Here is a 25,933-nt window from a genome sequence, read left to right on the forward strand (position 1 = left end):
TGCTTGCCTCCTGCTCGGCTTTCGGAACAGTCGCGGGTGTTGTATCAAGCCATGCTCGGGAGAATACCGGGCGCGGCGAGGAAACATGCAAGGCATCCGGCAAAACAACATGACATTTACTTTAGCTAGATCTAATTTACTCGGCATGGCCGCGGGACTGGCCGCCCTGTGGCTTGCTCTGGCCACCGGCCCAGCCCTTGCCGAAGATGCCAAGCCGGCCCAGCCAAAGCCGGCTGAAAGCAATGCAAAACCGGCCGATGCCAATCCGTGGGCGGTGAACTGCTCCAGCGGTTCGGCGACCACTGAGCTTCAGTGCCAGCTTTCGCAGAACCTGACCGAGGCCAAGACCGGGCAGCGCGTGCTGACCGTGACCGTGCGCCGCGACAACGGCAATGGCAGCCTCGCCATGCTGCTTGCCCTGCCGCACGGCCTGTTCCTGCCGTCCGGCGCCTCCTTCCAGATCGATCAGGGCCAGAAGACGACGATTGCCATCCAGACCAGCGACCAGAACGGCGCCTATGCCGCCACGCCGCTGTCGGCGGATCTCATCAAGGCCATGAAGTCGGGGACCAATCTGAACATCGGCATGGAATCGGTCACCCGCAAGCCGGTCACCATCCCGGTGTCGCTGGCTGGCTTCACCGCCGCCGTCGCCAAGCTGGAATCGATCAAGTAGCTGTTGTCAGCGGCTTGATTGTACGCACCCGGAATGCTCCGTTGCCGCTTCGGACAGTGGAGAAACCCATGACAGGCTTTGTCGACCGCCAGCGCGCGGCACAACTGATGGACCGCGCCGGCATCGAGGCGCTGGTGCTGTGCGCGCCCGAGGCCTTCCACTATGCGACCGGAGCCTCGATCGGCCCGGCGGGACTGTTCCGGCGCGCCGGCGCCGGCTTTGTCGTCATCCCGGCTGGCCGAGACCTGCCGATCGGCGTCGTGGTGGCGGACTTCAATGCGGGACAATTGCAGCGGGTTCTGCCGGACGCTGTTATCCGCAGCCACCCGATCTGGATCGAAGCCGCCACGCTGGACGCCTCGACGTCAGGGCAAGGGTTGCCGCAACGCATCGAGGCCGGCCTTGCCGGCCGGGCGCCTGGTTTTTCTCGGCCCGCGACATTCGAACTCGCTCGTGCCGTCGACGAGCTGAAGCAGATCCTGACCGGGTTCGGGCTGGGGCGCGCAAGGGTCGGCGTCGACCTCGATTTTGTTCCCGCCGCCGATTTCTCGGTCATGCAGGCGCTGCTGCCAGCCTGCACGATGGTCGACGGCTCGGCCGTGCTCGACAGGTTGCGGGCCATCAAGTCGCCGCGCGAGATCGACCTGCTGCAGCAAGGCATCATCCTGTCGGAAGCCGGGCTGGAGCGGCTGCAGGTCGATGCGATGGCCGGCATGCGCCAGGCCGATCTCATTGCCCTCTACCGGCAAGGTGTCGCCACGGCCGCGGCCGGACTGTCCCATCCGGTCCAAACGGCCGAATATGTGACGCTGGGCGCTCGGGCCAAAGATGCCGATGCGAAAGCGATGCCTGGCGATCCGCTGAAGTGCGACATGGTCTGCACGGTCGGCGGCTACGCCTCCGACATGTCGCGCAACTTCACCTTCGGGCCGCCATCCGCCGAGCAGGCCGAACTGCACGCCATTGCCGAGCGGGCCTTTGACGACGGGCTGGCGTCCCTTGTTGCGGGAACCACGCTCGCCCACGTGCATCGCGGCGCCACCGACAGCCTGGCGCGGCAAGGGCTGCGCACCTACCGCCGCGGCCATTTCGGCCATGGCGTCGGCCAGTCGGTGTTTTCCGAACAATGGCCGTTCATCGCCGCCGACAGCGATGTCGTGATCGAAGCCGGCATGGTGCTGGCCTTCGAGATCCCGCTCTACATAGACGGCCTCGCCAGCTTCAATCTCGAGGACCAGTTCCTGATCACGCCGGACGGGCCCAAGCCGATGAACAGGCTGCCGCGACGGCTGGAGAGGATTGGATAGCGAGGCGGGTCACTGCAGGGACAGCGCTCTACGCCCCCCTTGCCCTACCGGGCATCTCCCCCTCAAGGGGGGAGATTGGCAGCTTCGCCGTCTCGCCCACCTTACCGTGTAGATGATTTGGCGAAGGCTGTTGAGCGCGTAATCTCCCCCCTTGAGGGGGAGATGTCCGGCAGGACAGAGGGGGGCGCCACGGAACTCGGCGGTGGGCTGCCAAGCACCTAACCACTCACCGCCGGCCTTCTCCCCCTCCACGGCATCTCTTGCTCCAGCTGCGCCGACGCGGCCAGCACCGTTGCCTCGTCGCCGTAGCGGCCGACCAGCTGCACGCCGATCGGGACGCCGTCTTTCGACCAGCCGAGCGGCAGCGAGATCGCCGGCTGGCCGGAGATGTTGAAGGGAAAGGCAAACACCGCGTCCGTCCATTTGGCATTGTAGCGGTCGATATCGGTTTCCGACATGTCGTAATAGCCGAGCGGGCGCGGCAGCTGCGTCAGCGTCGGGGTGATGAAGAGATCGTAGGCGCCAAGGTCGCCGACGATGTCGCGGCCGACCTGCCTGAGCTGCTCGACATCGGAGATGTGCCTGGTGCCGCTGGTCGCACGGCCACGCTCGATGATCGCAAAGGTCACCGCCTCGACATCGCCCGGTGTCACCGGCCGCCCCATCACCGTTTCAAGGTAGTCGAAGGTCGCCGCCGTCTGCACGCAGGTCATGTTGGTGTAGGTCTTCCACACAGCATCGGCGTCGAGCGGCATGTCATGCTCCTCGACATGGTGGCCGAGCCGCTCGAGCGTCCCCACGGTCTCCAGCACCGCCGCCTTCACCTCCGGATCGATCGCGGTGCCGTTGGGCGGCGTGACGGAAAAGCCGATGCGCAGCTTCGTTGGCGCCCGCGCCGACAGGCTGAGCCAGCTGCCATCAGGAACCGGCGGCGTGTAGGGGTCGCCCGGCAGCGCGCCGGCGACCGCGTCGAGATAGGCCGCCGTGTCACGCACCGTGCGCGAGCAGCAAAGAAAATAGGCGCCGCCATACCAATAGTCGCCGAACGGCGCGAGGCTGACGCGGCCGCGCGACGGCTTCAGGCCGACGATGCCGCAGCAGGAGGCCGGGATGCGGATCGAGCCGGCGCCATCGCTGGCTTCGGCGATCGGCACCATGCGCGAAGCAATCGCCGCGGCCGCTCCGCCGCTGGAGCCGCCGGGCGTGATGCCTTCCTTCCACGGGTTCTTCGTCGCGCCGTAGAGCTTTGGCTCGGTGGTGATCGACCAACCGTTCTCCGGCGCGTTCGACTTGCCGACCAGCACCAGCCCGGCCGCCTTCATGCGGCGAACCACTTCGGTGTCGAAATCGGCGACGACATCTTTCAGGTAGAATGAGGAGTTGGTGTTCGGCGCCCCGGTCCAGGACGAGGCCAGCTCCTTGAGCAGGAATGGCACGCCGGCGAAGGGCGCTGATGTGTCGACCGTCTGCGCCTGGGCGCGCGCCATGTCGTAGAGGCGATGGATGACCGCATTGAGCGTCGGGTTGAGCCGATCGACCAGCGTGATCGCCGCTTCTACCAGCTCCGCCGGGGTAACGTCGCCGCGCTTCACCAGCGCCGCAAGGTCCAGCGCGTCGGACTCGGCATAGGTTTTCAGCAGACTGTCGGTGACGGCGGCCATATCTCTCTCCTTCGGCGGATAGCTTGTGTTGATGCTGCTCCTGCGGAGAACTGTATTGGGGCATCGGCCCCCTCACCCAGCCTCCGCTTCGCTCGGCTGACCTCTCCCCGAGGGGAGAGGAGACTTGCAGCGCCAGCGCCACCCTCTTCTCCCCAACGGGGAGAAGGTGGCCGCGAAGCGGCCGGATGAGGGGGCTGGCGCGACTTCAGGCCAGGTCGATGGTCCGCCCCAGTGCGATGCTCTGCTCGGCGGCCAGCACGATGCGCAGACTGTTGACCGCCGCATCCATCTGCTCGGTGAGGTCGAGATCCTCGCGGATGGCGCGCAGGAAGAAGGCCTGCTCGCGATCGCACAGTTCCTGGTGGCCGGGTTCGTCCTCCATGCTGACGATCTCGTCGGGTTTGGAGAAATTCTTGTCGCCGTCGACAGCGGCATAATGGATCTTCAGCGCATCGGTCTTGGTGTGGCGGTCGATGTCGGCGGAATTCGAAACCTCTGCCAGCTCGGCAACACTGCTTGCCTGCTGGCCGGCGACGATCGACACCGCGCCCTTGGGGCCGACGACGTCCTTCACGAAATAGGCCGTCTCGCTCATCATCGGGCCCCAGCCCGCCTCGTACCAGCCGACCGAACCGTCATCGAAGGTGACGTGCAGATGGCCGTAATTCTGCTTGTCGGCTTCCGCCCAGAGCTTGGCGCCGATGCCGTGCACGCGCACCGGCTTGGCGCCAGTCAGCTGGCACATGACGTCGACATAGTGGACGCCGCAATCGACGATCGGGATCAGCGAATCGATCAGGTTCTTGTGCCAGTGCCAGGCGCTGCCGCTGCTCTGCTGGTTGAGGTTGAGCCGCATCACCAGCGGCTTGCCGAGCGTCTTGCCGACCTCGATGAACTTGATCCACGACGGATGCACGCGCAGAATATAACCGAGCACCAGCTTGCGGTTCTTGGCCCGCGCCGCCGCGACCACCTTCTCGGCATCCTCGTTGTTGGTGGCGAGCGGCTTTTCCATGAACACATGGCAGTTGGCGGCGATTGCCTTCAGCGCGTATTCGGCGTGGGTGTTCGGCCAGCTGTTGATCGAGACGGCGTCCGGTTTTGTTTCCTTCAGCGCCTGGTCGAAATCCTCGTAGAGGGGGTAGCCGGCTAATTCTTCCGGAATCTTCGTGTTGCTCTTGATCGACCGGCTCATGATGCCGACGATCTCGAAACCGTCGAGCCGGTGATAGGCGCTCGCATGCGACGCACCCATATTGCCGAGACCCACCACCAGCACTTTCACCTTGTCGGACACCGAATATCTCCCAGGTTTTGATTGAATTGTGCGCGGCGATCGGTTGCCGCTCGTATGTCTATTCGAGACAATCACCTCAGGTCAGCGCCGCCGCTCATTGCCCGGCCCTTTCCTCTCCCCCGTCGATCGGGGGAGAGGTGTCGAGCGAAGCTCGACGGAGTGGGGGTCGACCCTCGCCGCGCGCCTGAGGTCTCTTGCTCGTCAGATTGTGCCTGTCTTGCGGCGACTGCGCGTTTGACGAACGCCTTCCCCCACTCCGTCGCCGCTTCGCGGCGCCACCTCTCCCCCCTCCGGAGGGAGAGGAAAGGAGCCAAGGCAGGGTAATGGAGGGCGGCGCCGACATGACCCGTTGCGCAGCCCTACTTCACCGCCGAATCGAACAGATGCGCCTTGATCTTCTCGACATCGAGCGCGGCAAAACCTTCCGACAGCTTGACGCCGTCGGCATCGGCCTTGACCTTGGCCTTGTCGAAATCATTGGCCGGGCCGATCAGATCGTTGGTGCAGACATCCTCGGCCTTCACCGGGGCGGTGATCTGGCCGATCTTGTGGATTTCGTCGAAGAAGCCCTGCCAGCTCGCCATGTCGTGCGAGCCCCAGCCGCCGCGCTTGTCCATGTCGCCGCGGAAAACGTTGATCTGCTGCAGGATCGAGGTGGTGCCGAGCTCCGGCCCGAGATTCTTGGCCAGCGTCGGGAACTGCTCGAACACCGCTTCGACCGCCGCGCGTGGATTCTGGTAGCCGAATTCGAGGCCCATCGCCCAGCCGCGCAGGTACTTTTCCAAAAACGCCTTGCGGTCGGAATCCTCGAGATCGGCGGCACGCACGACGAAGGTGTTGGCCGGCAGCTTCGAATTCTGCACGCCGAGCCAGTATTCGAAGTCGAGCCCCTTGGCGATCCATTCGGCGCGCAGCCCTTCCCACGACAGGGCGGCGTCGCCCTGGCCGCCGGCCAGCGCCGTTCCCCAGGTCGGCCAGCCGGCCTCGACATATTTCACCTTCTTGATGTCGACGCCCTGCGCGGCCAGCAGCGGGTCGGTGATCGACTGCCAGGCGGCAGAGCCGAGCAGGATGGTCTTGCCTTCCAGCTTCTTCAGGTCGTTCGATCCCTCGCCCTTGCGGAAGGCGATGCTGAACGTGTCGCGCGCGCCCATATGGAACACCGACTTCAGCTTCATGCCGTTCTGGATGGCGAAGGAGAACACGCCGGGCGACGGGAAGCCCATATCGGCCTGGCCGACATCGACGAACTTCACCGTCGCGGTGCCGTCCGATGGTCCCGGCTGCATGTCGGTGTCCAGCCCGTCGAAATAGCCGGCCTTCTTGGCCGCCCAGTAGGGATAGTCGTCGAGCACTTCGAGCGTGCCGCGCGGCGAGATCCAGGTGAATTTTCCGTAGGGTTCGGCCCTGGCCTTCAGGCCGGTGGCGCCAAGCGCCGTCGCCGTCACCAGCCCGGCGCCGGTGACCTGCAGGAAGTAGCGGCGGCTGATCCCCGCCGGGTTGATCGAGTTCTCTTTGGTCATGGCATTCCCCTTTTTGTTTGATGTCAGTCTCTTGCCGCCCGCCTCCCGGGCGCCGTCATATCCCTGTGTTCAAGCCTCCCAGCTCGCCCATTTCTTGCCGATCAGGAAAAACAGCACGTAGATCAGGATGCCGAGCGTCGACAGGATCAGCACCACCGCGAAGAACTGCGGCATCTGGATCATCGACGAATAGGTGGTCAGCCGGTTGCCGAGGCCGAAACCGCCGCCGACCATTTCCGCGCCGACCGCGGTCAGCAGGCCGAAGATGGCGCCGATCATCAGCCCGACCAGGATCATCGGCAGCGCCATCGGCGCACGGATCTTCCAGAAGATCTGCAGGGTGCTGGCGCCATAGGAACGCGCCAGCGCAATCTTGGCGCTGTCGACGCGGCGAAAGCCTGTCGCCGCATTGATCATCACCATCGGCCCGGCGGCCAGTGCCACCGCGATGATGCGCGGCGTGTAGCCGAAGCCGAAGCGCAGGATCAGAAGCGGCACCAGCGCCAGCATCGGCGTGGTGACCAGAAGCAGGATGTAAGGCGCGACGATCTTCTCTGCGAACGGGAATTGGGTGATGACGGCGGCCAGCACCAGGCCGATGATGGCGCCGATGGTGAAGCCGGACACCAGCTCGACCAGCGTGTAGCCGAGATGCGGCGCGATCAGCGGAAACTCGTCGAACAGCGCATAGGCGATCGAGCTCGGCGGCGGCATGATATAGAGCGGCACGTGGAACAGCCGCAGCGCCAGTTCGATGCCGCCGATGATGATCACCGCCACGGCAAGAATGGCCGCCACCTCCTTGCCCGACTTGATGCCGGGGCCGCTGGCGAAGGCGGAAAGGTTGGTCAGGCTGACCTCATGGCCGTCGCCCGCCTTGGCGCCCGACTTGGACTTTGAGAATTCCGGAATGGCATCGCCCCCGCTCACGGCCTGATCCTCACGATTTCGGCGCTCGGGCGCTCCGGCGCTTTTGGCCGCGTGCGTTCGCCGACAATGTCCATCTTGATCCGGTTGGTGAGGTCGAAGACCTCCTTCGTCGCCATGATCTCCAGCGAACGCGGCCGTGGGAACGGCACGCGGTATTCCTTGGCGACGCGGCCAGGCCGGGCGCTCAGCACCACCACCCGGTCCGAGAGAAAAATCGCTTCCTCGATGCTGTGGGTGATGAAGACGATGGTTGTCTTGGTGTCGAGCCAGATCTCCTCGACCAGCCGGTTCATCTCCTCGCGGGTGAAACTGTCGAGCGCGCCGAACGGCTCGTCCATCAAAAGCACCGAGGGCTTTAACGCCAGCGCCCGCACGATCGCCGCGCGCTGCTGCATGCCGCCCGACAGCTCGCGCGGAAACTTGCCGCCGAAGCCATCGAGCCCGACCCGGTTGAGCAGATGCGCGATCCACGCCCGGTCCGGCTTCTCGCCCTTGATCTCGAACGGGAAGCGGATGTTGGCGTCGAGGTTGCGCCACGGCAGGAGGTTCGCCTCCTGGAAGACGATGCCGATATCGGGATGCGGACCGGTGATGGCCTTGCCGTCGAGCCGGATCTCGCCACTGGTCAGGCTGTGCAGGCCCGACATCGACCACAAAAGCGTGGTCTTGCCGCAGCCGGAAGGGCCGACGATCGAGACGATTTCATTGACGCTGACATCGAGGCTGCAGCGGTCCAGCGCCAGCAAGTCGCCGGAGGCCGTGTGATAGATCTTGGTCGCTGCCTGCACGCCAAGCTTCGGCTTTTTTGCATCGCCCGTGTTCATCTGCCCCCCGGGAAGATTGCGCGATGATCCATTGGCTCATCCCCAGCGAAAATCAGTCTGTAACTATCCTACTTTCCTGTCAAGCACCGACGATAGCAGCCGTATCACGAAAATCGATTAGTATACCTATCATGTTGTTTTAATGTCTGTTTTACGGCCTTGAAATGCATGTTGCTTTCCTACATACTTCGGAACTGACGCAGACCGGAGAGGAACGGAGGAAGGTGAGCTTTCCCCAACGACACGCTGCGGTTGCGATCCGGTCGGGCACGTGGAGCCAGGGCGTGCAAACATGCTAAGACGACAGCCTCGCAACCCAGGGAAAGACCAGGACCCCATGACCGACGCTGGCAGCCAGGACGAGCCTGTTCCAGGCCCCGATACCGAGGGACGCGATCCTGTCCGGCGCATCCCCGACATCATCTCGCTGGTCAAGGATTCCTACAGCGAATTGCGCCCGGCCGAACGGCGTGTCGCCGATGTCGTTCTCGACGACGTCAAATATGCCGTCGACGCCTCCAACGCCGCCCTTGCCCAGCGCGCCGGGGTCAGCGAACCGACGGTGACCCGGTTCTGCCGCGCCATCGGCTGCGAGGGCGTGCGCGATTTCAAGCTGAAGCTGGCGCAGAGCCTCGTCGTCGGCGCGCTCTACCTGGCCAAGTCGCCTTCCGTCAGCAATGACAATGGCATGCCGTTCTGGAACGCCGTGTTCGGCGAGGCGCGCCGGGCGCTGCAGGAGGCCGAGCGGCAGCTCGACCCGGCCCAGCTGCAGAAAGCCGCCGAGCTGATCGCCAAGGCGCGCCAGGTCACGGTCTTCGGCCTCGGCGGCAGCTCCTCGGCGCTGGCGCAGGAAACCCAATACCGGCTGTTCCGCTACGGCATCACGGTCAGCGCCCAGTGCGATCCCTATCTGATGCGCATGACCGCCTCGACGCTCAAGCCCGGCGATCTGGTGATCGCCATTTCGGCGACGGGACGCACCCGCGAGGTGATCGAGGCCGTCGAGCTCGCCAAGCATTACCGCGCCAATGCGATCGCCGTGACCGCGCCCGACACCGAGCTCGCCCGCACCTGCGACGTCAGGTTGACGGTGGCGGTCCCGGAATATCCCGACACGCTGAAGCCGACGGCCTCGCGCTTCGCCTTCCTGGCGGCGATCGACCTGCTGGCGGTGGCCTCCGCCTACAAGCTCGACGGCTCGGCCCGCGAGACGGTGCGCCGCATCAAATACAACGCCCAGATCCACCGCACCGGCAAGGAGATGGAGCCGCTCGGAGACTAGCTCCCTTCTCCCCGTTGACGGGGAGAAGGTGCCGGCAGGCGGATGAGGGGCAGCGCCGAGTTCGACAGTTGCCATTCCAACACAGATTAGACGCACGCAGGAAGAGGAAAGAAATGCTCGAAATAGCACCATCGAAACAGGCAGCCGCATGGCTCGAATCCCTGGCGCAGGCGCTCGCAGCCGGCGACGCTGCGGCGGCGAGCAACCTGTTCGTCGACGATTGCTACTGGCGCGATCTCCTGACCTTCACCTGGAACATCACGACCATGGAAGGCCGCGCGGCGATCGCCGACATGCTGGCGACGACGCTGGCGACGGCCAAGCCGAGCGCGTGGCGGCTGACCGGCGAGGCGACCTCGGACGACGGCACCATCGAGGCCTGGTTCAGCTTCGAAACCGTGGTGGCCAGGGGGGAGGGCATCATGCGGCTGCGCGACGGCCGCTGCCGGACATTGTTCACGGCCATGGCCGACCTCAAGGGCTTCGAGGAGCGCAAGGGCGCGGCGCGGCCGCTCGGCGTGCGCCACAAGGCCGATCCCCAGCGCGAGACCTGGTCGGAGGCGCGGGCGCGCGAGACACGCGAACTCGGCACTGATGAACAGCCCTACTGCCTGGTCATCGGCGGCGGCCAGGGCGGCATCATGCTGGGGGCGCGACTGCGCCAGCTCGGCGTGCCGGCCATCGTCATCGAGAAGAATGCCAGGCCGGGTGACTCCTGGCGCAACCGCTACCGCACGCTCGTGCTGCACGATCCGGTCTGGTACGACCATCTGCCCTACATTCCCTTCCCCGAAAACTGGCCGGTGTTCACGCCCAAGGACAAGATGGGCGACTGGCTGGAAATGTATACGCGCGTCATGGAGCTCAACTACTGGGTCGCCACCAAATGCCTCAGCGCCAGCTATGACGAGGCCGAAAAAGTCTGGACCGTGGTCGTCGATCGCGTCGGCCGGCAGATCACGCTGAAGCCCAAGCACATCGTCTTCGCCACCGGCGCCTACGGCCCGCCACGGCGGATCGATCTGCCGGGTGCCGGCCGGTTCAAGGGCGAGTTGCTGCACTCCAGCCAGTATGCCAGCGGCGACAAATTCCGCGGCAGGAAAGTCGCCGTCATTGGCGCTGCAAGCTCCGGCCACGATGTCTGCGTCGACCTCTGGGAGAGCGGCGCCGAGGTCACCATGATCCAGCGTTCGCCGACGACAGTGGTCAAGTCGGACACGCTGATGGAAGTCGGCTTCGAGATCTTCTCGGAAGACGCACTGGCGCGCGGCATCACCACCGAGAAGGCCGACATGATCGTCGCCTCGACGCCGTTCGCGCTGGTGCCCAAGGGCCAGCAGGCGCTTTACGAGGTGATCAAGGCGCGCGACGCGGCCTTCTACGACCGCTTGCGCGCCGCCGGCTTCGCCATCGATTTCGGCGACGACGAAACCGGCCTTCTGATGAAGGCCTACCGCACCGGCTCCGGCTACTACATCGATGTCGGCGCCTCCGACCTGATCATCGACGGCAAGATCGGCATCCGCAGCGGCGTCGCCATCAAGTCGCTGACCCCGAGCGGCATCCTGTTCGAGGACGGCAGTGAACTCGCCGCCGACGCCATCATCGCCTGCACCGGCTATCAGTCGATGACCGAGAATGTCGCCGCGATCGTTTCGCGCGAAGTCGCCGACAAGGTCGGCCCGTGCTGGGGCCTTGGCTCCGGCGTCAAGGGCGACCCCGGCCCCTGGCAAGGCGAGCTGCGCAACATGTGGAAGCCGACCGCCCAGGAAGCGCTCTGGTTCCACGGCGGCAATCTGGCGCTGTCGCGCTTCTATTCGAAATATGTGGCGCTGCAGATCAAGGCGCGGATGGAAGGCATTGAGACGCCGGTTTACGGGGCGGTGAGCAACGCCGGGTAAAGTCGACCCCCATTCGCCAAGCGCACAGTCCCAAGACAGGCACAAGCTGGCGAGATCAGCTAGTCGTGCCGATGCCCAAAGTGCCTCGCCGCAACCTCGACATGGGTATGCGCGGCATGCGCCACAAACCGCTCAGTCTCGCTGACATCGTTGACCGCATCGTTCGGCCACCAGGTGCCGCCGATAACGATGCCTTCGCACACCAGCCTCTGGTCAGCGACCAATGACGCGCCGACCGCGTCGACGAAGGTGAAGCGGCCCGGGCGCTGACGGAGCACGGCGACGTCGCCGACCGTGCCGATGGCCAGTGTGCCCAAGTCAGGCCGCGCGATCGCCTGCGCCGGCGCTTGCGTGGCGGCGCGCAGGACCTCGACCAGCGGCATGCCGAGCGCCAGGAGCTTCGACATGCAGACGAGGATGTCGAAGGCGGGACCGTCGACGCAGTAGAGATGCACGTCGCTCGAGATTACGTCGGGCGCCAGCCCTTCTTCGAGCATGGCGCGGGCGACGGCGAAATCGAATGAGCCCATGCCGTGGCCGATGTCGAAGATGACGCCGCGCTCGCGCGCCAGCCGCATGTCGGGCCGCACCGCGCCGGAAGCGAACACCGGCGCATTCGGGAAAGGCCGGAAGCAATGGGTGAGAATGTCGCCCTTGCGCAGGCGCGGCAGCACTTCCGAGCGGCCGGGCGGCGGTTCGTCGATATGCGCCATCAGCGGCAGGCCGGCCTGGTCGGCGGCCTCCAGCGCCAGATCCACCGGCGCGATGCCGCTGGTGCCGCCGGCATGCTTGCCCGAGCGAACCTTTACGCCGACCACGACATCGCGGTGCTCGCGCACCGCAGCCACAACCTCGCGCGGTTCGCAGAGCCTGAGATCGCTGCACTCGCCCACCGACACCGTCTGCGAGAAGCCGAAAATGCCGGCAAAGGAAATGTTGACATAGGCCAGGATGCGAACCTTCGAGCGCTCCATGACATGGTGGCGGAAGCCGAGGAAATTGCCGGCGCCCGCACTGCCGGCATCGATGAAGGTGGTGGTGCCGCTCTTGGCGGCCAGCCGGTCGGCATCGACGCCAAGCGACGTGCCGCCCCAATAGACGTGGCTGTGCAGGTCGACCAGGCCCGGCGTGACGATGCAGCCGGCGGCATCGACGATCTGCGCGGCGCTGTCCGCCGGGATATCGGCGTCGACCGCGGCAACGCGGCCATTGGCGATGGCGACATCGCGCAGCGCGTCGAGGCCAGCGGCCGGATCGATCAGCCGTCCGCCCTTCAGCAGGAGGTCGAATTGCATGGGGTAACCTCCGCTCGTTGCTTTGCTTACAGAGGCCGATAGGCGACCGCCTCGACCTCGATCTTGATATCGATCATCAGCCGCGATTCGACCGTGGTGCGGGCCGGCGGGTTCTTCGGAAAGTGCCTGGCATAGACCGCGTTGAAGGCGCCGAAATCGCGCGCGTCTTCCAGCCACACGGTGGTCTTCACCACATCGTCCATGGTGCAGCCGGCCAGCGCCAGCGCGGCCTTGACGTTGGCGAGCACCTGCTCGGTCTGTTCCGATATGCCGCCCTTGACCACGATGCCGTCGCTGCCGACGGGAACCTGGCCCGAGACATAGACGAGATCGCCTGCCCGCACGGCGGGCGACAGCGGCACATGGGACGTTCCAAAACACTGTTTCGGCAAGGGACAAGCCTCCTCTGAGACAGGACGGGGTGCCATTGCGGCGCCCGCTTCGATCGACATTTACGCCGATCCGGCCGATCCTCATAGGGGCCTTGTTGGAAAGCAACATTCTTGGAAATCTGCGTTGCTTTATTACAAGAGCCCTTGCATCGTACGCGCTGACGGGCGGCTTGGAAGCCGCACCGCACAGACGCATTTGCCAGAGCGGAGACACCAGCAATGACCTACGACAAGAACCCGTTTCCATCAGGCGATGCCGATCGCCACGCGCTCTGGGAAATGCTGGTGCGGCGCGACATCGACGCTTTCATCGGCCAGGACTGGGCCATGGTCGAGGATGATTTCGTCGCCGAGAGCTTCTTCGGCATGCATGCGCATTTCCTGCACAACGCCGACGCCTGGCGGCTGCAGTTTCCAAGGCTCGACGTCTATCGCGACGAATGGCTGCGCCAGGCCAAAGAGACGGCGGCGACCAAATTCGCCGAGCCGCTGCGCGAGGCGCTGTTTCGCGTCACCAACATGCGAGACATCGACGTCGACGGCGACCGCGCCGTGCTGCACAAGAAGTTCGACGGCTCGGTCGCCAAGGCGGACGGCAGCGTCGACCGGCTGAAATGGCAGACGCTGTATTTCTGCAGCAAGGTCGGCGGCAGCTGGAAGATATCAGGCTTCGTCGGCTACATGCCGCATCCGCTCGGCAGCTAGAGCCAGCTGATCAGTAGAGCGTGACGAAGGCCGGAAACAGCATGCCGGTCGCCCGGAAATGCTCGACCAGTTCGATGGCCGGGAAGATGGCGAGGAAATAGAGCCCGTCGAAAAACGTGCGCTTCAAAGCCCGCGTCGAGAACTGCAGTTCGTCATCGTCGCGGTAGAGCAGCGGGTTTGGCCAGAACCGGGGCGTGCTCTTGGTGTAGGCAAGATAGGCTGGGCCGAACTTGCCGAGCAGAAATTCGGCTTCCTTGCGCGCCGTGACGCGAAAGATGAAAAAGCTGGCAAGGCCCAGCGCCACGGCCGTCATCAGCGAGCCGTAGAGCAATCCAATGCCGACCGCGCCGACCGTCGAGAAGAAATAGAGCGGGTTCTGCGTGGTCGAGAACGGTCCCGTCGAGACCAGTTCCTCGTTCTTCTTGCCGCCGACATAGAGAATGCTCCACAGCCGCCCGACGACACAGACGAGCACCAGGCAAAAGCCGAAGAATTCGAGCGTTTCGTGCCCGTCGGAGCCCTCGCTCAGCCCCGGCTTGGTGAGAAACAGCAGCAACACCGCCAGCGCCGCCGCAACCCGCACGAAGATCAGGCGCTTGCGCTGGTCGAAGGCCTGGGAAACCGGCTTGAGGGTAGCGTAGGTCATTTGGTGTTTCCTGGGGCACTGACGAGTGCCCGTGAGCAATGGGCATGACATTGATGGCGGATGAAAGGCGCACGCCCTCTATCGGCGCAGCGCCGGGCGTTCGTAAAGGACTTTGCGCGGCCCACGCCCATTCTTACGAATTTGTATGCCGCCGGACAGGCCGGCGTGAACTCGTTTGCTTACGCTGCGCGGATCGCCACCGCCGCAACCGTCGACCTCAGGACTTCAGCCATGCTCGCGCCCAACAGGCAACAACCCGCCCCACCGAGCCACAACAGGGTTCCCGACGTCACTCTCGATTTCTGGGTGATCAAGTTGATGGCGGTCACCACCGGCGAGACCGCGGCGGACTATCTTGCCGACACGATCGGACTTGGGCTGACCGTCACCTCGCTGATCATGACCGGCATCCTGATCGCTGCCCTCGTCCTGCAGTTTGCGCAGAAGCGTTACGTGCCGTGGGCCTACTGGCTGGCGGTGGTGCTGATCAGCATCGTCGGCACCCTGGTGACGGACAATCTCGTCGACACTTTCGGCGTGCGCCTGCAGACCACGACCATCGCCTTCTCGGTTGCGCTCGCCGCGACATTCGCGGTCTGGTACGCCAGCGAACGGACGCTGTCGATCCACACCATCTTCACCACCAGGCGCGAAATCTTCTACTGGCTGGCGATCCTCTTGACCTTCGCGCTCGGCACCGCCGCCGGCGATCTCGTCGCCGAAAGCTTCGACATGGGCTACCTCACCACAGGCCTGCTGTTCGGCGGCGCCATCGCGCTCATCGTGCTGGCCTACTGGCTGCTCAATCTCGACGGCATCCTGGCCTTCTGGCTCGCCTATATCCTGACGCGGCCGCTCGGCGCCTCCTTCGGTGACCTGCTGTCGCGATCGGCCAGGCATGGCGGCCTGGGCTTCGGCACCATCTTCACCAGCCTGCTCTTCCTCGGCTGTATCATTGCGCTCGTCCTGCACATGACCCTGAAGGGGACAACCGACGAAGCCGATGAACTGTTGCTGGACCTGGACTAGGTGCAGGGCGGATGCGCTAGCATTGACAATTGCCGAAAACCCCACCGCTTCGGCCAATCGTGAACGTTCTAGCGCCACCATCCCTGCGCCTTCGTGACATCCTAGGAACAAGCCCGTGCCGGTGATAGCCTGTCCATCTCGGCAACGGACCGGACCTTTCATGCGACTGCTTCTCGTCGAGGACGACCACAGGACGGCCGACTATATCGTCAGGGGACTGACCGAGGCCGGCCATGTCTGCGACCTCCTGCGCAACGGCCATGACGGGCTGTTCGCGGCGACCCGGGGCAAATACGACGTGATCGTCGCCGATCGGATGATCCCCGGTCTCGACGGCCTGTCGATGGTCAAGGCGGTGCGCGCCGCCGGCGTGCGCACGCCGGCGATCTTCCTCACCTCCGTCGGCGGCATCGACGACCGCGTCGAGGGGCTCGAGGCAGGCGGCGACGACTATCTGGTCAAGCCCTTCGCCTTTTCCGAACTCCTCGCCCGCATCAACGCGCTTGGCCGGCGGCCGGCGGCGCAGGAGCAGAAAACCGTCCTGCGGGTCGCCGACCTCGAAATGGACCTGATCATGCGCCGCGTCACGAGGCGGGGCCAGCCGATCGACCTGCAGCCGCGGGAGTTCAGCCTGCTGGAAGTGCTGATGCGCGGCGAAGGCCGCGTCATCACCCGCACCATGCTTCTGGAGCGTGTCTGGGATTTTCATTTCGATCCCAGGACCAGCGTCGTCGAGACCCATATCAGCCGGCTGCGGGCCAAGGTCGACAAGCCCTTCGAAACCCAGCTCATCCACACCGTCCGCAACACAGGCTACAGCCTGCACGCGCCATGACCGGAACCTGGTCCCGCCTGCTGCGCAGCACGCCATTCCGGCTTGCCCTGACCTTCGCCTTCCTGTTCGTGCTGGCCTTCGTCCTGTCTGGCGCCATCGTCTACCAGATGATGAGCGCCGATCTTGCCGAGCGGCTCGACGACACCATCAAGGAAACCTACGCGGTCGTCGCCGCGACCTATGCCGAGAACGATCTCAAGGAGCTGGTTGAGACCGTCGGCAGCCACTCCCTGCGCAGCCTCAAGAAGGAGCAGCTGTTTTCGCTGACCGACGCAACGGGCAATCGCCTGGCCGGCAACTTCACCGCCGCGGGGCTCCCCGACGGCTTCTCGATGTTCGACACCGAAATGCCCGGCGTGCCGCCCGGCGCCGAGTACCGCGCCTATTCCGGCCCGGTCGGCGGCAACACGCTGACCGTCGCCTTCAGCCTTTCCGAGACGGAGGAGCTGGAGAGAATCGTGCTGATGAGCTTTGGCTGGGGAACCCTGATCATCACCGGGCTGGCGGTCGCCGGCGGCGCCCTGCTCGCCTCGCGCGTCCAGCGCCGTCTCGACGGCATCGCCGCCACCATGGTGGATGTCTCGCATGGACGGCTGGACACCCGCATTCCGCTGACCGGCAAGGGTGACGACATCGACATCGTCTCCAGCCAGGTCAATGCCGCGCTCGACCGCCTGTCGGCGCTGGTCGAAGGCATGAAACAGGTCAGCGCCAACATCGCCCACGATCTGAAGACGCCGCTCAACCGGTTGCAGATGATCCTCGACACCGCGTCGGAAAAGAACCTGTCGGGCCGGAAAATCGCCGCTGAACTGGCGGAGGCGCATGCCGAGAGCCTGCAGATCAACGAGACCTTCGATGCCCTGCTGCGCATCGCGCAGATCGAGGCCGGCGCCCGCCGGGCGCGGTTCACCGATGTCGATCTGGGCGAGGTGCTGCAAACCATCGCCGAGATCTATGCCGATGTTGCCGAGGACGACGGAAAGTCGCTGTCGTTGGCGCAACCACAGGAAACGACGGACCGGATCCATGGCGATCGCGAGCTGCTGACGCAGATGTTCGCCAATCTGGTCGAGAACGCGTTGCGCCATTGTCCATCGGGCACGACGATAAAGCTGTCGGTAGCGCGCCAGGACGAACGCGTCGTTGCGGGCGTCGCCGACAACGGTCCCGGCATTCCGGCGGCAGAGCGCGAGAAAGTGTTCCAGCGGCTCTACCAGCTGGACCACAGCCGCTCGACATCAGGCAGCGGCCTCGGGCTCAGCCTTGTCCGGGCCATAGCCGATCTGCACGGCGCATCGATCACGCTCGAGGATTGCCGACCGGGACTTGCGGTGGTGGTGCGTTTTCCGCTGGCTATGGATTAGCCGGCGAAACGGCTGGTGCTGTTCAAGCCCAGCTTGGGTTGAGAGGTCCCCTCACCTATCTATCCGCGTCGACAGGATGATCGATGACAGCGTCCGCTCGACTCCGTCCATGGCGCCGATCTGGTCGAGCAGCATGTCGAGGTCGCGGATCGATGGCGCGTCGACGATGACGATCATGTCGAAATTGCCGCTGACCGAATGCAGCGTCCGGACCGTCGCCAAACCGCGCAGGCCGCGCACCACCTTGTCGGCAAGCTTGGGCGTCACGGTGAGCAGCACATGCGCCCGCACCAGCCCCTGCTCATAATCCGGCGCCAGCCGCACGCCGTAGCCTGATATGATGCCGCGCTGCTCCAGCCGTTCGATCCGGCTCTGCACGGTTGTCCGCGAGACGCCAAGCCGCCGCGCCAGCTCGGCGGTCGAGGCGCGCGCATTCTCGCGCAGCAGCGAAAGCAGGGTCTGTTCGGCATCGCTGAGCATTTCGACGATTCTTCTCGGCGGACTGACCAATCAATGGGTTCGTTTCGTACAGAACCACGCTTCCTTTCGACGGGCAAGCTGCGAATCTGTGCTCACAACCAGTGAGGGATTTGTCATGAAGAAAATTGTCGTTGTCGGCGCCGGCAAGATCGGCTCGACCATTGCCGAGATGCTCGCCGCCACGGGAGATTATCAGGTCACGCTCGTCGACCGCTCGGCAGCACAGCTCGCTGCTGCCGAAGTCCCGGCCACGGTTGCGACGCTGGAGCTCGACATCGAAGCATCCGGCACGCTTGAAGCCGCACTCGCCGGCAAATTCGCGGTGCTCAGCGCCGCTCCCTTCCATCTGACCACCCGCATCGCCGAGGCGGCGGCCAGTGCCGGCGTGCACTATCTCGACCTGACCGAGGATGTCGTCTCGACCCGCCGCGTCAAGGAACTGGCGCGTTCGGGCAGAAGCGCCTTCATTCCGCAATGCGGCCTGGCGCCGGGCTTCATCTCGATCGTCGCCAACGATCTCGCCAGCCGCTTCGATTCTCTGGAAAGCGTGCGCATGCGCGTCGGCGCTTTGCCGCAATATCCCTCCAATGCGCTGAACTACAATCTGACCTGGAGCACCGACGGCGTCATCAACGAATATTGCGAGCCCTGCGAGGCGATCGTCGAGGGCGAGCTGGTCGAGGTGCCGCCACTGGAGGAGCGCGAGGAGTTCTCGCTCGACGGCGTCACTTACGAGGCATTCAACACCTCCGGCGGGCTCGGCACGCTGGCCGAGACGCTGAAGGGCAAGGTGCGCACGCTCAACTACCGCACCATCCGCTACCCCGGCCACGCCGCGATCATGAAGGCGCTGCTCAACGACCTCGGCCTGCGCCATCGCCGCGACGTGCTGAAGGACATTTTTGAAAGCGCCCTGCCGGCGACATTGCAGGACGTCGTCATCGTCTTCGTCACCGTCTCCGGCCGCAAGAACGGCCGCCTGCTGCAGGAGACCTACGCCAACAAGGTCTATTCCCAGCGTATCGGCCAGGTGGTGCGCAGCGCCATCCAGATCACCACGGCGTCCGGCATCTGCGCCGTGCTCGACATGCTGGCCGACGGCAGCCTGCCGGCGACCGGCTTCATCAAGCAGGAAGACATCGCGCTGGACGCATTTCTAGCCAACCGTTTTGGCCGCGCCTATGCCCAGCACGAAATGGTGAGCCGGCTGGCGGGGTGAAGCGCATAATCTCCCGCTTGAGGGGGAGATTAGCATCGAGCTATTTCCGCAAGACCATCGGCCGCCCAAGCAGAAACCGGACAAAATTGCCGGCGTTGCGCGAGGCCTTGGCCGAAGTCTGCGGCATCTGCTTTTGCGTAGTCTCTTTTCGAGCCGGCGCGCGCGCATTTGTCTCGGCACCGGGCCGGCCCACGGTGAAAGCCGGCTCGGCGACCGGCTTGCCGCGCAAGACATTGGCTGCATTGTTGTCATGAATGACGATGCACCATTGAGCCTCCTTCGAGGCCGCCCCGACAGTGTTGAAACGCGTCGCCATCTTCGTGTGCTCGTCGCAATAGACCCCGTTCATGGACGGTGATCGCTTCTCGACCAGAGTGCCGAAGGCCGACGTTGGATATTCGTGCTGCGTGTAGTGGTTGGTTGCCGCATCGAAATTCTGGCCGTGCGGAAAGGCGATATAGAGCGGTTGCTGGTTCACCTCGCCCTTGGCGATTTCCCGGCGCGCGTAGAAATCGACACGCTCCATGAAGGTCGGCGCCAGCGCGTCATCGCTGTCGAGCCGAGTCAGCAAAACAAATTCGGCATCCGTGTCGCTTTGGACAAACGCATTGAAGGCGACATTGTAGTTCTCGCCGGCCTTGATGAGAACCGGCCTGACATCAATCCCGGCCGCGCAGCCGCAGACGATCCGGATGTAGTTCTCATGTGTTTCGGAATCGAACGCAATCAGGACCGTAAAGTCCTTCTGCGACTGGCCCTCGAGCGACGGCGCGCAATAGGTGTCGAACAGCGCCAGCCGCTCGACCAGCCACACCGGGTCGAGATTGGCTCTGCCGTGTCCATTCCATTGGCTCGGCATGAAGCCGGTGGCGGTGTTGTAGCGAATCGCCACGTATTTCTTCAGGTCGGTGCTCATGGGAGGAGACTAGAGCATGATCCCGAAGGGTGGAATCCGGTTCTCGGAAAACATGGTACGCGGCACTTTCCCGCCAATCGCTTTGGTCGCGCCTAGATGAGCGGCTGGCGAGTTGATCGATGGGCTGGCGAGGGAAGGAAGAGAGCTGGCTCGAACAGGTTCGCCCCTTTCCTCAAATATGCAGCGCGTGTCCCAGCGCCTTCAGCGCTGCTTCCTGGAATCCCTCGCCCTGCGTCGGATGCGCGTGGATGGTGCCGGCGATGTCCTCCAGCCGCGCGCCCATCTCCAGCGCCAGCCCGAACGCCGCCGCCAGTTCCGACACACCCTGCCCGACCGCCTGGATGCCGAGCACCAGATGGTTGTCGGCGCGGGCCAAGACGCGGACAAAGCCGTCCTCGCCCAGCTTCGTCATCGCCCGGCCGTTGGCCGCGAACGGGAACATGCCGATCTTGATCTCGCCGCCGAGCGCCTTGGCTTCTTCCGGCGAAAGACCAGCGGTCACCAGTTCGGGATCGGTGAAGCAAACGGCGGGTATCGAACGCTTGTCCCAGCTGCGCTTGTGGCCGGCAACGATCTCGGCGACCATCTCGCCCTGCGCCATCGCCCGGTGCGCCAGCATCGGCTCGCCGGTGACGTCGCCAATGGCGAAGATGCCGCGCATCGAGGTGCGGCACTGGTCGTCGATGCGGATGAATTTGCCGGCCATGTCGAGGTCGATCTGCTCGAGCCCCCAGCCTTCGGTCACCGGCTTGCGGCCGACCGTCACCAGTATCTTGTCGGCTGGGACCTTGACGCTCTTGCCGTCCGAGGTCTCGACCAGCAACGCGTCACCCTTGGTTGAAAGCCCCTTGGCCTTGGCGCCCAGCATCACCTCGACGCCGAGCGCGGTGAGCCGCTTGACCACCGGCCGGGTCAGCTCCGCATCATACTGCGCCAGCACGCGCGGCAAGGCCTCGATCACGGTCACCTCAGTGCCCATCTTGGCAAATGCCATGCCGAGTTCCAGCCCAATATAGCCGCCACCGACGACCGCGAGATTTTTCGGCACGTCGCTGAGCGCCAGCGCCTCGGTGGACGAAATCGCCCGACCGCCAAACGGCAGGAACGGCAGCTCCACCGGCGCCGAACCGGAGGCGATGACGATCGTTTCGGCCCGGATCACCTGCACGCCCGTCTCGGTCTCGACCGCGACCGTCTTGCCGTCGCGAAAGCTCGCCCAGCCATGCACGGTTTTCACGCCTGCCTTCTTGAGCAGGCCGGCGACGCCACTGTTGAGCCGGCTGACGATGCCATCCTTCCAGGCGACGGTCCGGGCAAGATCGAGCGTCGGCGCGGTGACCGAAATGCCGAGCGGGCTCTTGCCGCCCGCCATGTGCGACACCTTCTCGAACTCCTCCGCCGCATGGATCAGCGCCTTGGACGGGATGCAGCCGACATTGAGGCAGGTGCCGCCCGGCTTGCCGGCCTCGACGATCACCGTATCGACGCCGAGCTGTCCGGCCCGAATAGCGCAGACATAGCCGCCCGGCCCGGCGCCGATGACGAGCAGCTTGCAGGAGATTTCTTTCATGATGGCACGCTCTTTCTGGTGGCGAAGGCCCCCTCATCCGGCCGCTTCGCGGCCACCTTCTCCCCGGTGGGGAGAAGAGGCGAGCACAGACGCCGGCGACCTCCTCTCCCCTCGGGGAGAGGTCGGATTGCCCCGAATTGCCCTTCGCAATTCGGTTTTGGCAATCCGGGTGAGGGGACCCTTGCGACCGTTCTCATCCCCTCAATCCACGAAAATCAGCGCCGGCGTTTCCAGCAGCGTCTTGATCCGCTGGATGAACACCGCCGCATCCCACCCATCGATCACCCGATGGTCGAAGCTCGACGACAGGTTCATCATCTTGCGCGGCATGAACTGGGTGCCGTCCCACACCGGCCGCACCATCATCTTGTTGACGCCGACGATCGCCACTTCCGGATGGTTGATGACCGGCGTCGTCGCCACGCCGCCCATGGCGCCGAGCGAGGTGATGGTGATGGTCGAGCCGGACAGCTCGTCGCGTGTTGCCGTGCCGGACTTGGCCGCCTCGGCCAGCCTGATGACCTCGGCGCCGCAATCCCAGATGTCGCGCGCCTCGGCGTGCCTGACCACCGGAACCACCAGCCCCGACGGCGTCTGTGCGGCGATGCCGATATGGATGCCGCCATGCTGATGGACGATGCCGGCCTCGTCGTCGAACAGGGAGTTGAGATTGGGCTGGTCCGCGATCGCCTTGACCATCGCCCGCATCAGGAACGGCAGCAGCGTCAGTTTCGGCCGCTCCACGCCAGGACGCTTCTCCTTGTTGAGCGCCGCGCGCAATTCCTCCAGTGCGGTGACGTCGATCTCCTCGACATAGGTGATGTGCGGAATGCGCGATTTGGACAGCGACATCTTCTCGGCGATCTTGCGCCGCAAGCCGACCACCTTGATATCCTGCACAGCATCGTTGCGGGCGAGGCCGGATGCCTTTGCGACCTGCGGCCCGCGCGCCAGGAACGCTTCGATGTCCTCATGGCCGATGCGACCGGCCGGACCGGATCCGGCAACCTGCCTGAGATCGATGCCGGCTTCTTTTGCCCGCAGACGAACGGCCGGCGACGCCAGCGGTCTTTCGCCTTCAGGCCGCGGCGCGCCGGGGACGGAAGGCTGCGCCGTGCTTTTCTGTGAGGCTGCCGGTTTCGCCTTGGGCTCGTCGCTCTTTGGCGATGTCTTCACGACCGGCGCAGCAGCCTCGGGCTTCGGCGTCGGAAGTTTTGCCGGAGGCTCAGCGGACACCGCTTCCGCTTCGGCGCCTTGCGGCTTGGCGTTGCCCTCGCCCGCCACCTTCAGCCGCACGATGGGCGAGCCGATGGCCACCGTGTCGCCGATCTCGGCGCCCAGCCACAGGATCTCGCCATCGATCGGCGAGGGGATTTCAACCGTCGCCTTGTCGGTCATGACGGCGGCGAGCACAGTGTCCTCGCGGACGATATCGCCGACCTTGACGTGCCATTCGACCAGCTCGGCCTCGGCGACGCCTTCGCCGACATCGGGCAGCTTGATGATGTGTTCGCCCATCTCAGGCTCCCATGGTTTCAAGCAAGGCACGGCCAACGCGGGCGGGACCGGGAAAATAATCCCACTCCTGCGCATGCGGATAGGGCGTGTCCCAGCCGGCAACGCGAGCAACCGGCGCTTCGAGGTGATAGAAACAGTTTTCCTGCACCAGCGCCGACAGCTCGGCGCCGAAGCCCGAGGTCAGCGTCGCCTCATGCACGATGACGCAGCGCCCGGTCTTTTTCACCGAGGCGACGATCGTATCGAGATCAAGCGGCAGCAGGGTCCTGAGGTCGATGACCTCGGCATCGATGCCGGTTTCTTCGACAGCCGCCTGCGCGACATAGACCATGGTGCCGTAGGCGAGCACGGTGAGGGCCGAGCCTGCCCTGCGGATCGCCGCCTTGCCGAGCGGCACCGTGTAGTGGCCGTCGGCCACCTCGCCCAGCTCATGCTTCGACCAGGGCGTCACCGGCCGGTCGTGATGACCATCGAACGGACCGTTGTAGAGCCGCTTCGGCTCGAGGAAGATCACCGGATCCGGATCCTCGATCGCCGCGATCAAAAGCCCCTTGGCGTCATGCGGGTTGGACGGCACCACCGTCTTCAGCCCCGACACATGGGTGAACAGCGCCTCAGGGCTCTGGCTGTGCGTCTGGCCGCCAAAAATGCCGCCGCCGGTCGGCATGCGCACCACGATCGGGCAGGTGAAATCGCCGTTGGAGCGGTAGCGCAGCCGTGCCGCTTCCTGGGTCAGCTGGTCGTAGGCCGGGTACATGTAGTCGGCAAACTGAATTTCCACGCACGGCTTCAACCCATAGGCGGCCATGCCGATGGCCGAGCCGACAATGCCGGATTCGTTGATCGGCGCATCGAAGCAGCGGCTCTTGCCGTATTTGGCCTGCAAGCCCTGCGTGCAGCGGAAGACGCCACCGAAGAAGCCGACATCCTCGCCGAACACGACGACTTTCTCGTCGCGCCCCATCGACACATCCATGGCATCGCGAATGGCCTCGATCATGGTCCGTCTCGGCATGGCTTCAGACTCCCGCCTGTTGTCGCTGGCGTCTGAGATGCGGCGGCATTTCGGCGTAGAGCCCTTCGAACATGTCGCGCGTCGACGGCTTGCCGCCGGCATGCAGCGTGCCGTGGCCTTCGGCTTCCTTCTGCGCCGCGATAACCGTGTCGAGGATTTCCGCCTCGGCCTGCGCGTGCCGCTCGTCCGACCAGACGCCGAGCGCGATGAGATGGTTCTTCAGCCGCACGATCGGGTCGCCGAGCGGCCAGGCGTCGGATTCGGTCTTCGGCCGGTAGGCGGACGGGTCGTCCGAGCTCGAATGTGCGCCGGCACGGTAGGTGACATATTCGACCAGCGTCGGCCCGAGATTGCTGCGCGCCCGCTCCGCCGCCCATTTGGCCACGGCGTGGACGGCGAGGTAGTCGTTGCCGTCGACGCGCAGTGACGGGATGCCGAAGCCGAGGCCCCTGGCCGCGAACGTGCCCGAACCGCCGCGCGCGATGCCTTGAAAGGTCGAGATCGCCCACTGGTTGTTGACGACATTGAGCACGACCGGCGCCTTGTAGGTGGAGGCGAACACCAGCGCCGAATGGAAATCGGACTCGGCCGTCGAGCCGTCGCCGATCCACGCGGCTGCGATGCGCGAATCGTTCGATATCGCCGAGGCCATCGCCCAGCCGACCGCCTGGATGTACTGCGTCGCCAGATTGCCGGAGATCGAGAAGAAGCCGTGCTCCTTCGACGAATACATGACCGGCAATTGCCGGCCCTTCAGCGGGTCGGCTTCGTTGGAATAGATCTGGTTCATCATCGTGACCATCGGGTAGCCATCGGCAATCAGCAGCCCTGCCTGGCGATAGGTCGGAAAGTTCATGTCGCCCGGCGCCAGTGCCTTGCGGAAGGCGCAAGCCACAGCCTCTTCGCCCAGATGCTGCATGTAGAACGAGGTCTTGCCCTGCCGCTGCGCCATCTGCATGCGCGCATCGAAGGTCCGCAGCGTCATCATGTGGCGCAGGCCGGTGAGAAGCTCGTCGCTGGACAGCAGGCCGGCCCACGGGCCGACGGCCTCGCCAGTGCGGTTCAGCACGCGGATGATCGAGAAGGCATGATCGCGGATGCTGCGCGGATCGACATCGATGTCAGGACGCGGCACCGAGCCGGCCTTGGGGATCGGCACATTGGAAAAGTCAGGCGTGCCACCCGGCCGCACTTCCGGCTCCGGAACGTGGAAACGCAACATCCCAGCATCGGCCATGACCTTTGTCCTCCAATGTTGCCCGGAACAGATATTTGCATATCTGCGCCGCCAGTGCGAATTCGTCGGGTAGCCTGCGGACGTCGGTCCCGGCCACGCCGGCCGATCCAGCCTCCCGCACCCAAGATGAAGATATGTCCGCGAAATTTCTTGTCGATGTTGGGCGGTGGCGCGCAATTAGAGGGAAGGTTGGGCGAGGTTTGCCGGCAGATAAGGTGATTGGGCGACGAACTCGCGCCTTTCCTCTCCCCCGTCGATCGGGCGAGAGGTGTCGAGCGAAGCTCGACGGAGTGGGGGTCGACGGTTCG

General features: G+C 64.7%; 23 protein-coding genes. 9 read left to right on the forward strand and 14 right to left on the reverse strand.

Annotated elements, in window-relative coordinates; genetic code table 11:
• Positions 1–85: 85 nt before the first annotated feature.
• Positions 86–676, forward strand: a complete 591-nt coding sequence (locus A4R29_RS28935; RefSeq protein ID WP_013528762.1) for an invasion associated locus B family protein — start codon at positions 86–88, stop codon at positions 674–676.
• Between the two features lie 68 nt (positions 677–744).
• The gene (locus A4R29_RS28940; RefSeq protein ID WP_063173403.1) at positions 745–1,983 is read left to right on the forward strand and encodes a M24 family metallopeptidase; all 1,239 of its coding nucleotides are present in this window, start codon (positions 745–747) and stop codon (positions 1,981–1,983) included.
• Positions 1,984–2,201: 218 nt separating this feature from the next.
• On the opposite strand, the gene A4R29_RS28945 is transcribed toward A4R29_RS28940, so the two are convergent.
• From A4R29_RS28945 to A4R29_RS28965, 5 genes are all read right to left on the reverse strand, one after another.
• Entirely contained in the window at positions 2,202–3,644 is a 1,443-nt protein-coding gene (locus A4R29_RS28945; RefSeq protein WP_063173404.1) for an amidase, read from the reverse strand.
• A 205-nt stretch (positions 3,645–3,849) separates the two neighbouring features.
• Positions 3,850–4,941 (reverse strand): Gfo/Idh/MocA family protein, encoded by a 1,092-nt coding sequence (locus A4R29_RS28950; RefSeq protein WP_063173405.1) that lies wholly within the window; start codon positions 4,939–4,941, stop codon positions 3,850–3,852.
• 359 nt (positions 4,942–5,300) lie between these two features.
• Positions 5,301–6,464 carry an ABC transporter substrate-binding protein gene (locus tag A4R29_RS28955; RefSeq protein ID WP_063173406.1) on the reverse strand — a complete coding sequence of 388 codons (1,164 nt, stop codon included), beginning with the start codon at positions 6,462–6,464 and terminating at the stop codon, positions 5,301–5,303.
• A gap of 69 nt (positions 6,465–6,533) precedes the next feature.
• Positions 6,534–7,394, reverse strand: a complete 861-nt coding sequence (locus A4R29_RS28960) for an ABC transporter permease (RefSeq protein WP_013528757.1) — start codon at positions 7,392–7,394, stop codon at positions 6,534–6,536.
• Positions 7,391–8,218: an ABC transporter ATP-binding protein gene (locus A4R29_RS28965; RefSeq protein ID WP_024504068.1), complete on the reverse strand. Its 828-nt coding sequence runs from the start codon at positions 8,216–8,218 to the stop codon at positions 7,391–7,393. Before A4R29_RS28965 ends, A4R29_RS28960 begins: the two co-directional genes overlap by 4 nt.
• A gap of 337 nt (positions 8,219–8,555) precedes the next feature.
• Between A4R29_RS28965 and A4R29_RS28970 the strand changes: the two genes are divergently transcribed.
• Together A4R29_RS28970 and A4R29_RS28975 are read left to right on the forward strand one after the other, a co-directional pair.
• Positions 8,556–9,500 carry a MurR/RpiR family transcriptional regulator gene (locus A4R29_RS28970; RefSeq protein WP_024504069.1) on the forward strand — a complete coding sequence of 315 codons (945 nt, stop codon included), beginning with the start codon at positions 8,556–8,558 and terminating at the stop codon, positions 9,498–9,500.
• A 113-nt stretch (positions 9,501–9,613) separates the two neighbouring features.
• The gene (locus A4R29_RS28975; protein ID WP_063173407.1) at positions 9,614–11,401 is read left to right on the forward strand and encodes a flavin-containing monooxygenase; all 1,788 of its coding nucleotides are present in this window, start codon (positions 9,614–9,616) and stop codon (positions 11,399–11,401) included.
• A 59-nt stretch (positions 11,402–11,460) separates the two neighbouring features.
• Here the strand turns inward: A4R29_RS28975 and A4R29_RS28980 are convergent, their stop codons facing one another.
• Both A4R29_RS28980 and A4R29_RS28985 read right to left on the reverse strand, forming a co-directional pair.
• Positions 11,461–12,696 (reverse strand): amidohydrolase/deacetylase family metallohydrolase, encoded by a 1,236-nt coding sequence (locus tag A4R29_RS28980; protein WP_063173408.1) that lies wholly within the window; start codon positions 12,694–12,696, stop codon positions 11,461–11,463.
• A gap of 26 nt (positions 12,697–12,722) precedes the next feature.
• Positions 12,723–13,124, reverse strand: a complete 402-nt coding sequence (locus A4R29_RS28985; RefSeq protein ID WP_063173830.1) for a RidA family protein — start codon at positions 13,122–13,124, stop codon at positions 12,723–12,725.
• A gap of 183 nt (positions 13,125–13,307) precedes the next feature.
• Here A4R29_RS28985 and A4R29_RS28990 point away from each other — a divergent pair, with 183 nt between their 5' ends.
• The gene (locus A4R29_RS28990; RefSeq protein ID WP_024504073.1) at positions 13,308–13,793 is read left to right on the forward strand and encodes a hypothetical protein; all 486 of its coding nucleotides are present in this window, start codon (positions 13,308–13,310) and stop codon (positions 13,791–13,793) included.
• Positions 13,794–13,803: 10 nt separating this feature from the next.
• Here the strand turns inward: A4R29_RS28990 and A4R29_RS28995 are convergent, their stop codons facing one another.
• The gene (locus A4R29_RS28995) at positions 13,804–14,439 is read right to left on the reverse strand and encodes a methyltransferase family protein (RefSeq protein ID WP_063169592.1); all 636 of its coding nucleotides are present in this window, start codon (positions 14,437–14,439) and stop codon (positions 13,804–13,806) included.
• Positions 14,440–14,670: 231 nt separating this feature from the next.
• Between A4R29_RS28995 and A4R29_RS29000 the strand changes: the two genes are divergently transcribed.
• The 3 genes from A4R29_RS29000 (at position 14,671) to A4R29_RS29010 (ending at position 17,670) form a co-directional block, all read left to right on the forward strand.
• Positions 14,671–15,468 (forward strand): COG4705 family protein, encoded by a 798-nt coding sequence (locus A4R29_RS29000; RefSeq protein WP_024504075.1) that lies wholly within the window; start codon positions 14,671–14,673, stop codon positions 15,466–15,468.
• Positions 15,469–15,628: 160 nt separating this feature from the next.
• Positions 15,629–16,303: a winged helix-turn-helix domain-containing protein gene (locus A4R29_RS29005; RefSeq protein ID WP_013528748.1), complete on the forward strand. Its 675-nt coding sequence runs from the start codon at positions 15,629–15,631 to the stop codon at positions 16,301–16,303.
• Positions 16,300–17,670, forward strand: coding sequence for a HAMP domain-containing sensor histidine kinase (locus A4R29_RS29010; RefSeq protein ID WP_063173409.1), 1,371 nt, complete (start codon positions 16,300–16,302; stop codon positions 17,668–17,670). Before A4R29_RS29005 ends, A4R29_RS29010 begins: the two co-directional genes overlap by 4 nt.
• Before the next feature lie 51 nt (positions 17,671–17,721).
• On the opposite strand, the gene A4R29_RS29015 is transcribed toward A4R29_RS29010, so the two are convergent.
• On the reverse strand, positions 17,722–18,150 hold the full coding sequence (locus tag A4R29_RS29015; protein ID WP_013528746.1) for an Lrp/AsnC family transcriptional regulator: 429 nt from the start codon (positions 18,148–18,150) through the stop codon (positions 17,722–17,724).
• Between the two features lie 115 nt (positions 18,151–18,265).
• Between A4R29_RS29015 and A4R29_RS29020 the strand changes: the two genes are divergently transcribed.
• Positions 18,266–19,369: a saccharopine dehydrogenase family protein gene (locus A4R29_RS29020; RefSeq protein ID WP_024504078.1), complete on the forward strand. Its 1,104-nt coding sequence runs from the start codon at positions 18,266–18,268 to the stop codon at positions 19,367–19,369.
• 40 nt (positions 19,370–19,409) lie between these two features.
• On the opposite strand, the gene A4R29_RS29025 is transcribed toward A4R29_RS29020, so the two are convergent.
• The 5 genes from A4R29_RS29025 to A4R29_RS29045 all read right to left on the reverse strand — a co-directional run bounded on the left by A4R29_RS29025 (position 19,410) and on the right by A4R29_RS29045 (position 25,625).
• Positions 19,410–20,285 (reverse strand): glycosyltransferase, encoded by an 876-nt coding sequence (locus A4R29_RS29025; RefSeq protein WP_024504079.1) that lies wholly within the window; start codon positions 20,283–20,285, stop codon positions 19,410–19,412.
• 172 nt (positions 20,286–20,457) lie between these two features.
• Positions 20,458–21,855: a dihydrolipoyl dehydrogenase gene (gene lpdA / locus A4R29_RS29030; protein WP_063173410.1), complete on the reverse strand. Its 1,398-nt coding sequence runs from the start codon at positions 21,853–21,855 to the stop codon at positions 20,458–20,460.
• A gap of 201 nt (positions 21,856–22,056) precedes the next feature.
• Positions 22,057–23,373 carry a dihydrolipoamide acetyltransferase family protein gene (locus A4R29_RS29035; RefSeq protein WP_063173411.1) on the reverse strand — a complete coding sequence of 439 codons (1,317 nt, stop codon included), beginning with the start codon at positions 23,371–23,373 and terminating at the stop codon, positions 22,057–22,059.
• Between the two features lies 1 nt (position 23,374).
• Positions 23,375–24,388, reverse strand: coding sequence for an alpha-ketoacid dehydrogenase subunit beta (locus A4R29_RS29040; RefSeq protein ID WP_063173412.1), 1,014 nt, complete (start codon positions 24,386–24,388; stop codon positions 23,375–23,377).
• Positions 24,389–24,392: 4 nt separating this feature from the next.
• The gene (locus tag A4R29_RS29045) at positions 24,393–25,625 is read right to left on the reverse strand and encodes a 3-methyl-2-oxobutanoate dehydrogenase (2-methylpropanoyl-transferring) subunit alpha (protein ID WP_063173413.1); all 1,233 of its coding nucleotides are present in this window, start codon (positions 25,623–25,625) and stop codon (positions 24,393–24,395) included.
• Positions 25,626–25,933: the final 308 nt, after the last annotated feature.

The sequence above is a fragment of the Mesorhizobium ciceri biovar biserrulae genome, assembly GCF_001618845.1.
In the GTDB taxonomy this organism is placed as follows: domain Bacteria; phylum Pseudomonadota; class Alphaproteobacteria; order Rhizobiales; family Rhizobiaceae; genus Mesorhizobium; species Mesorhizobium ciceri.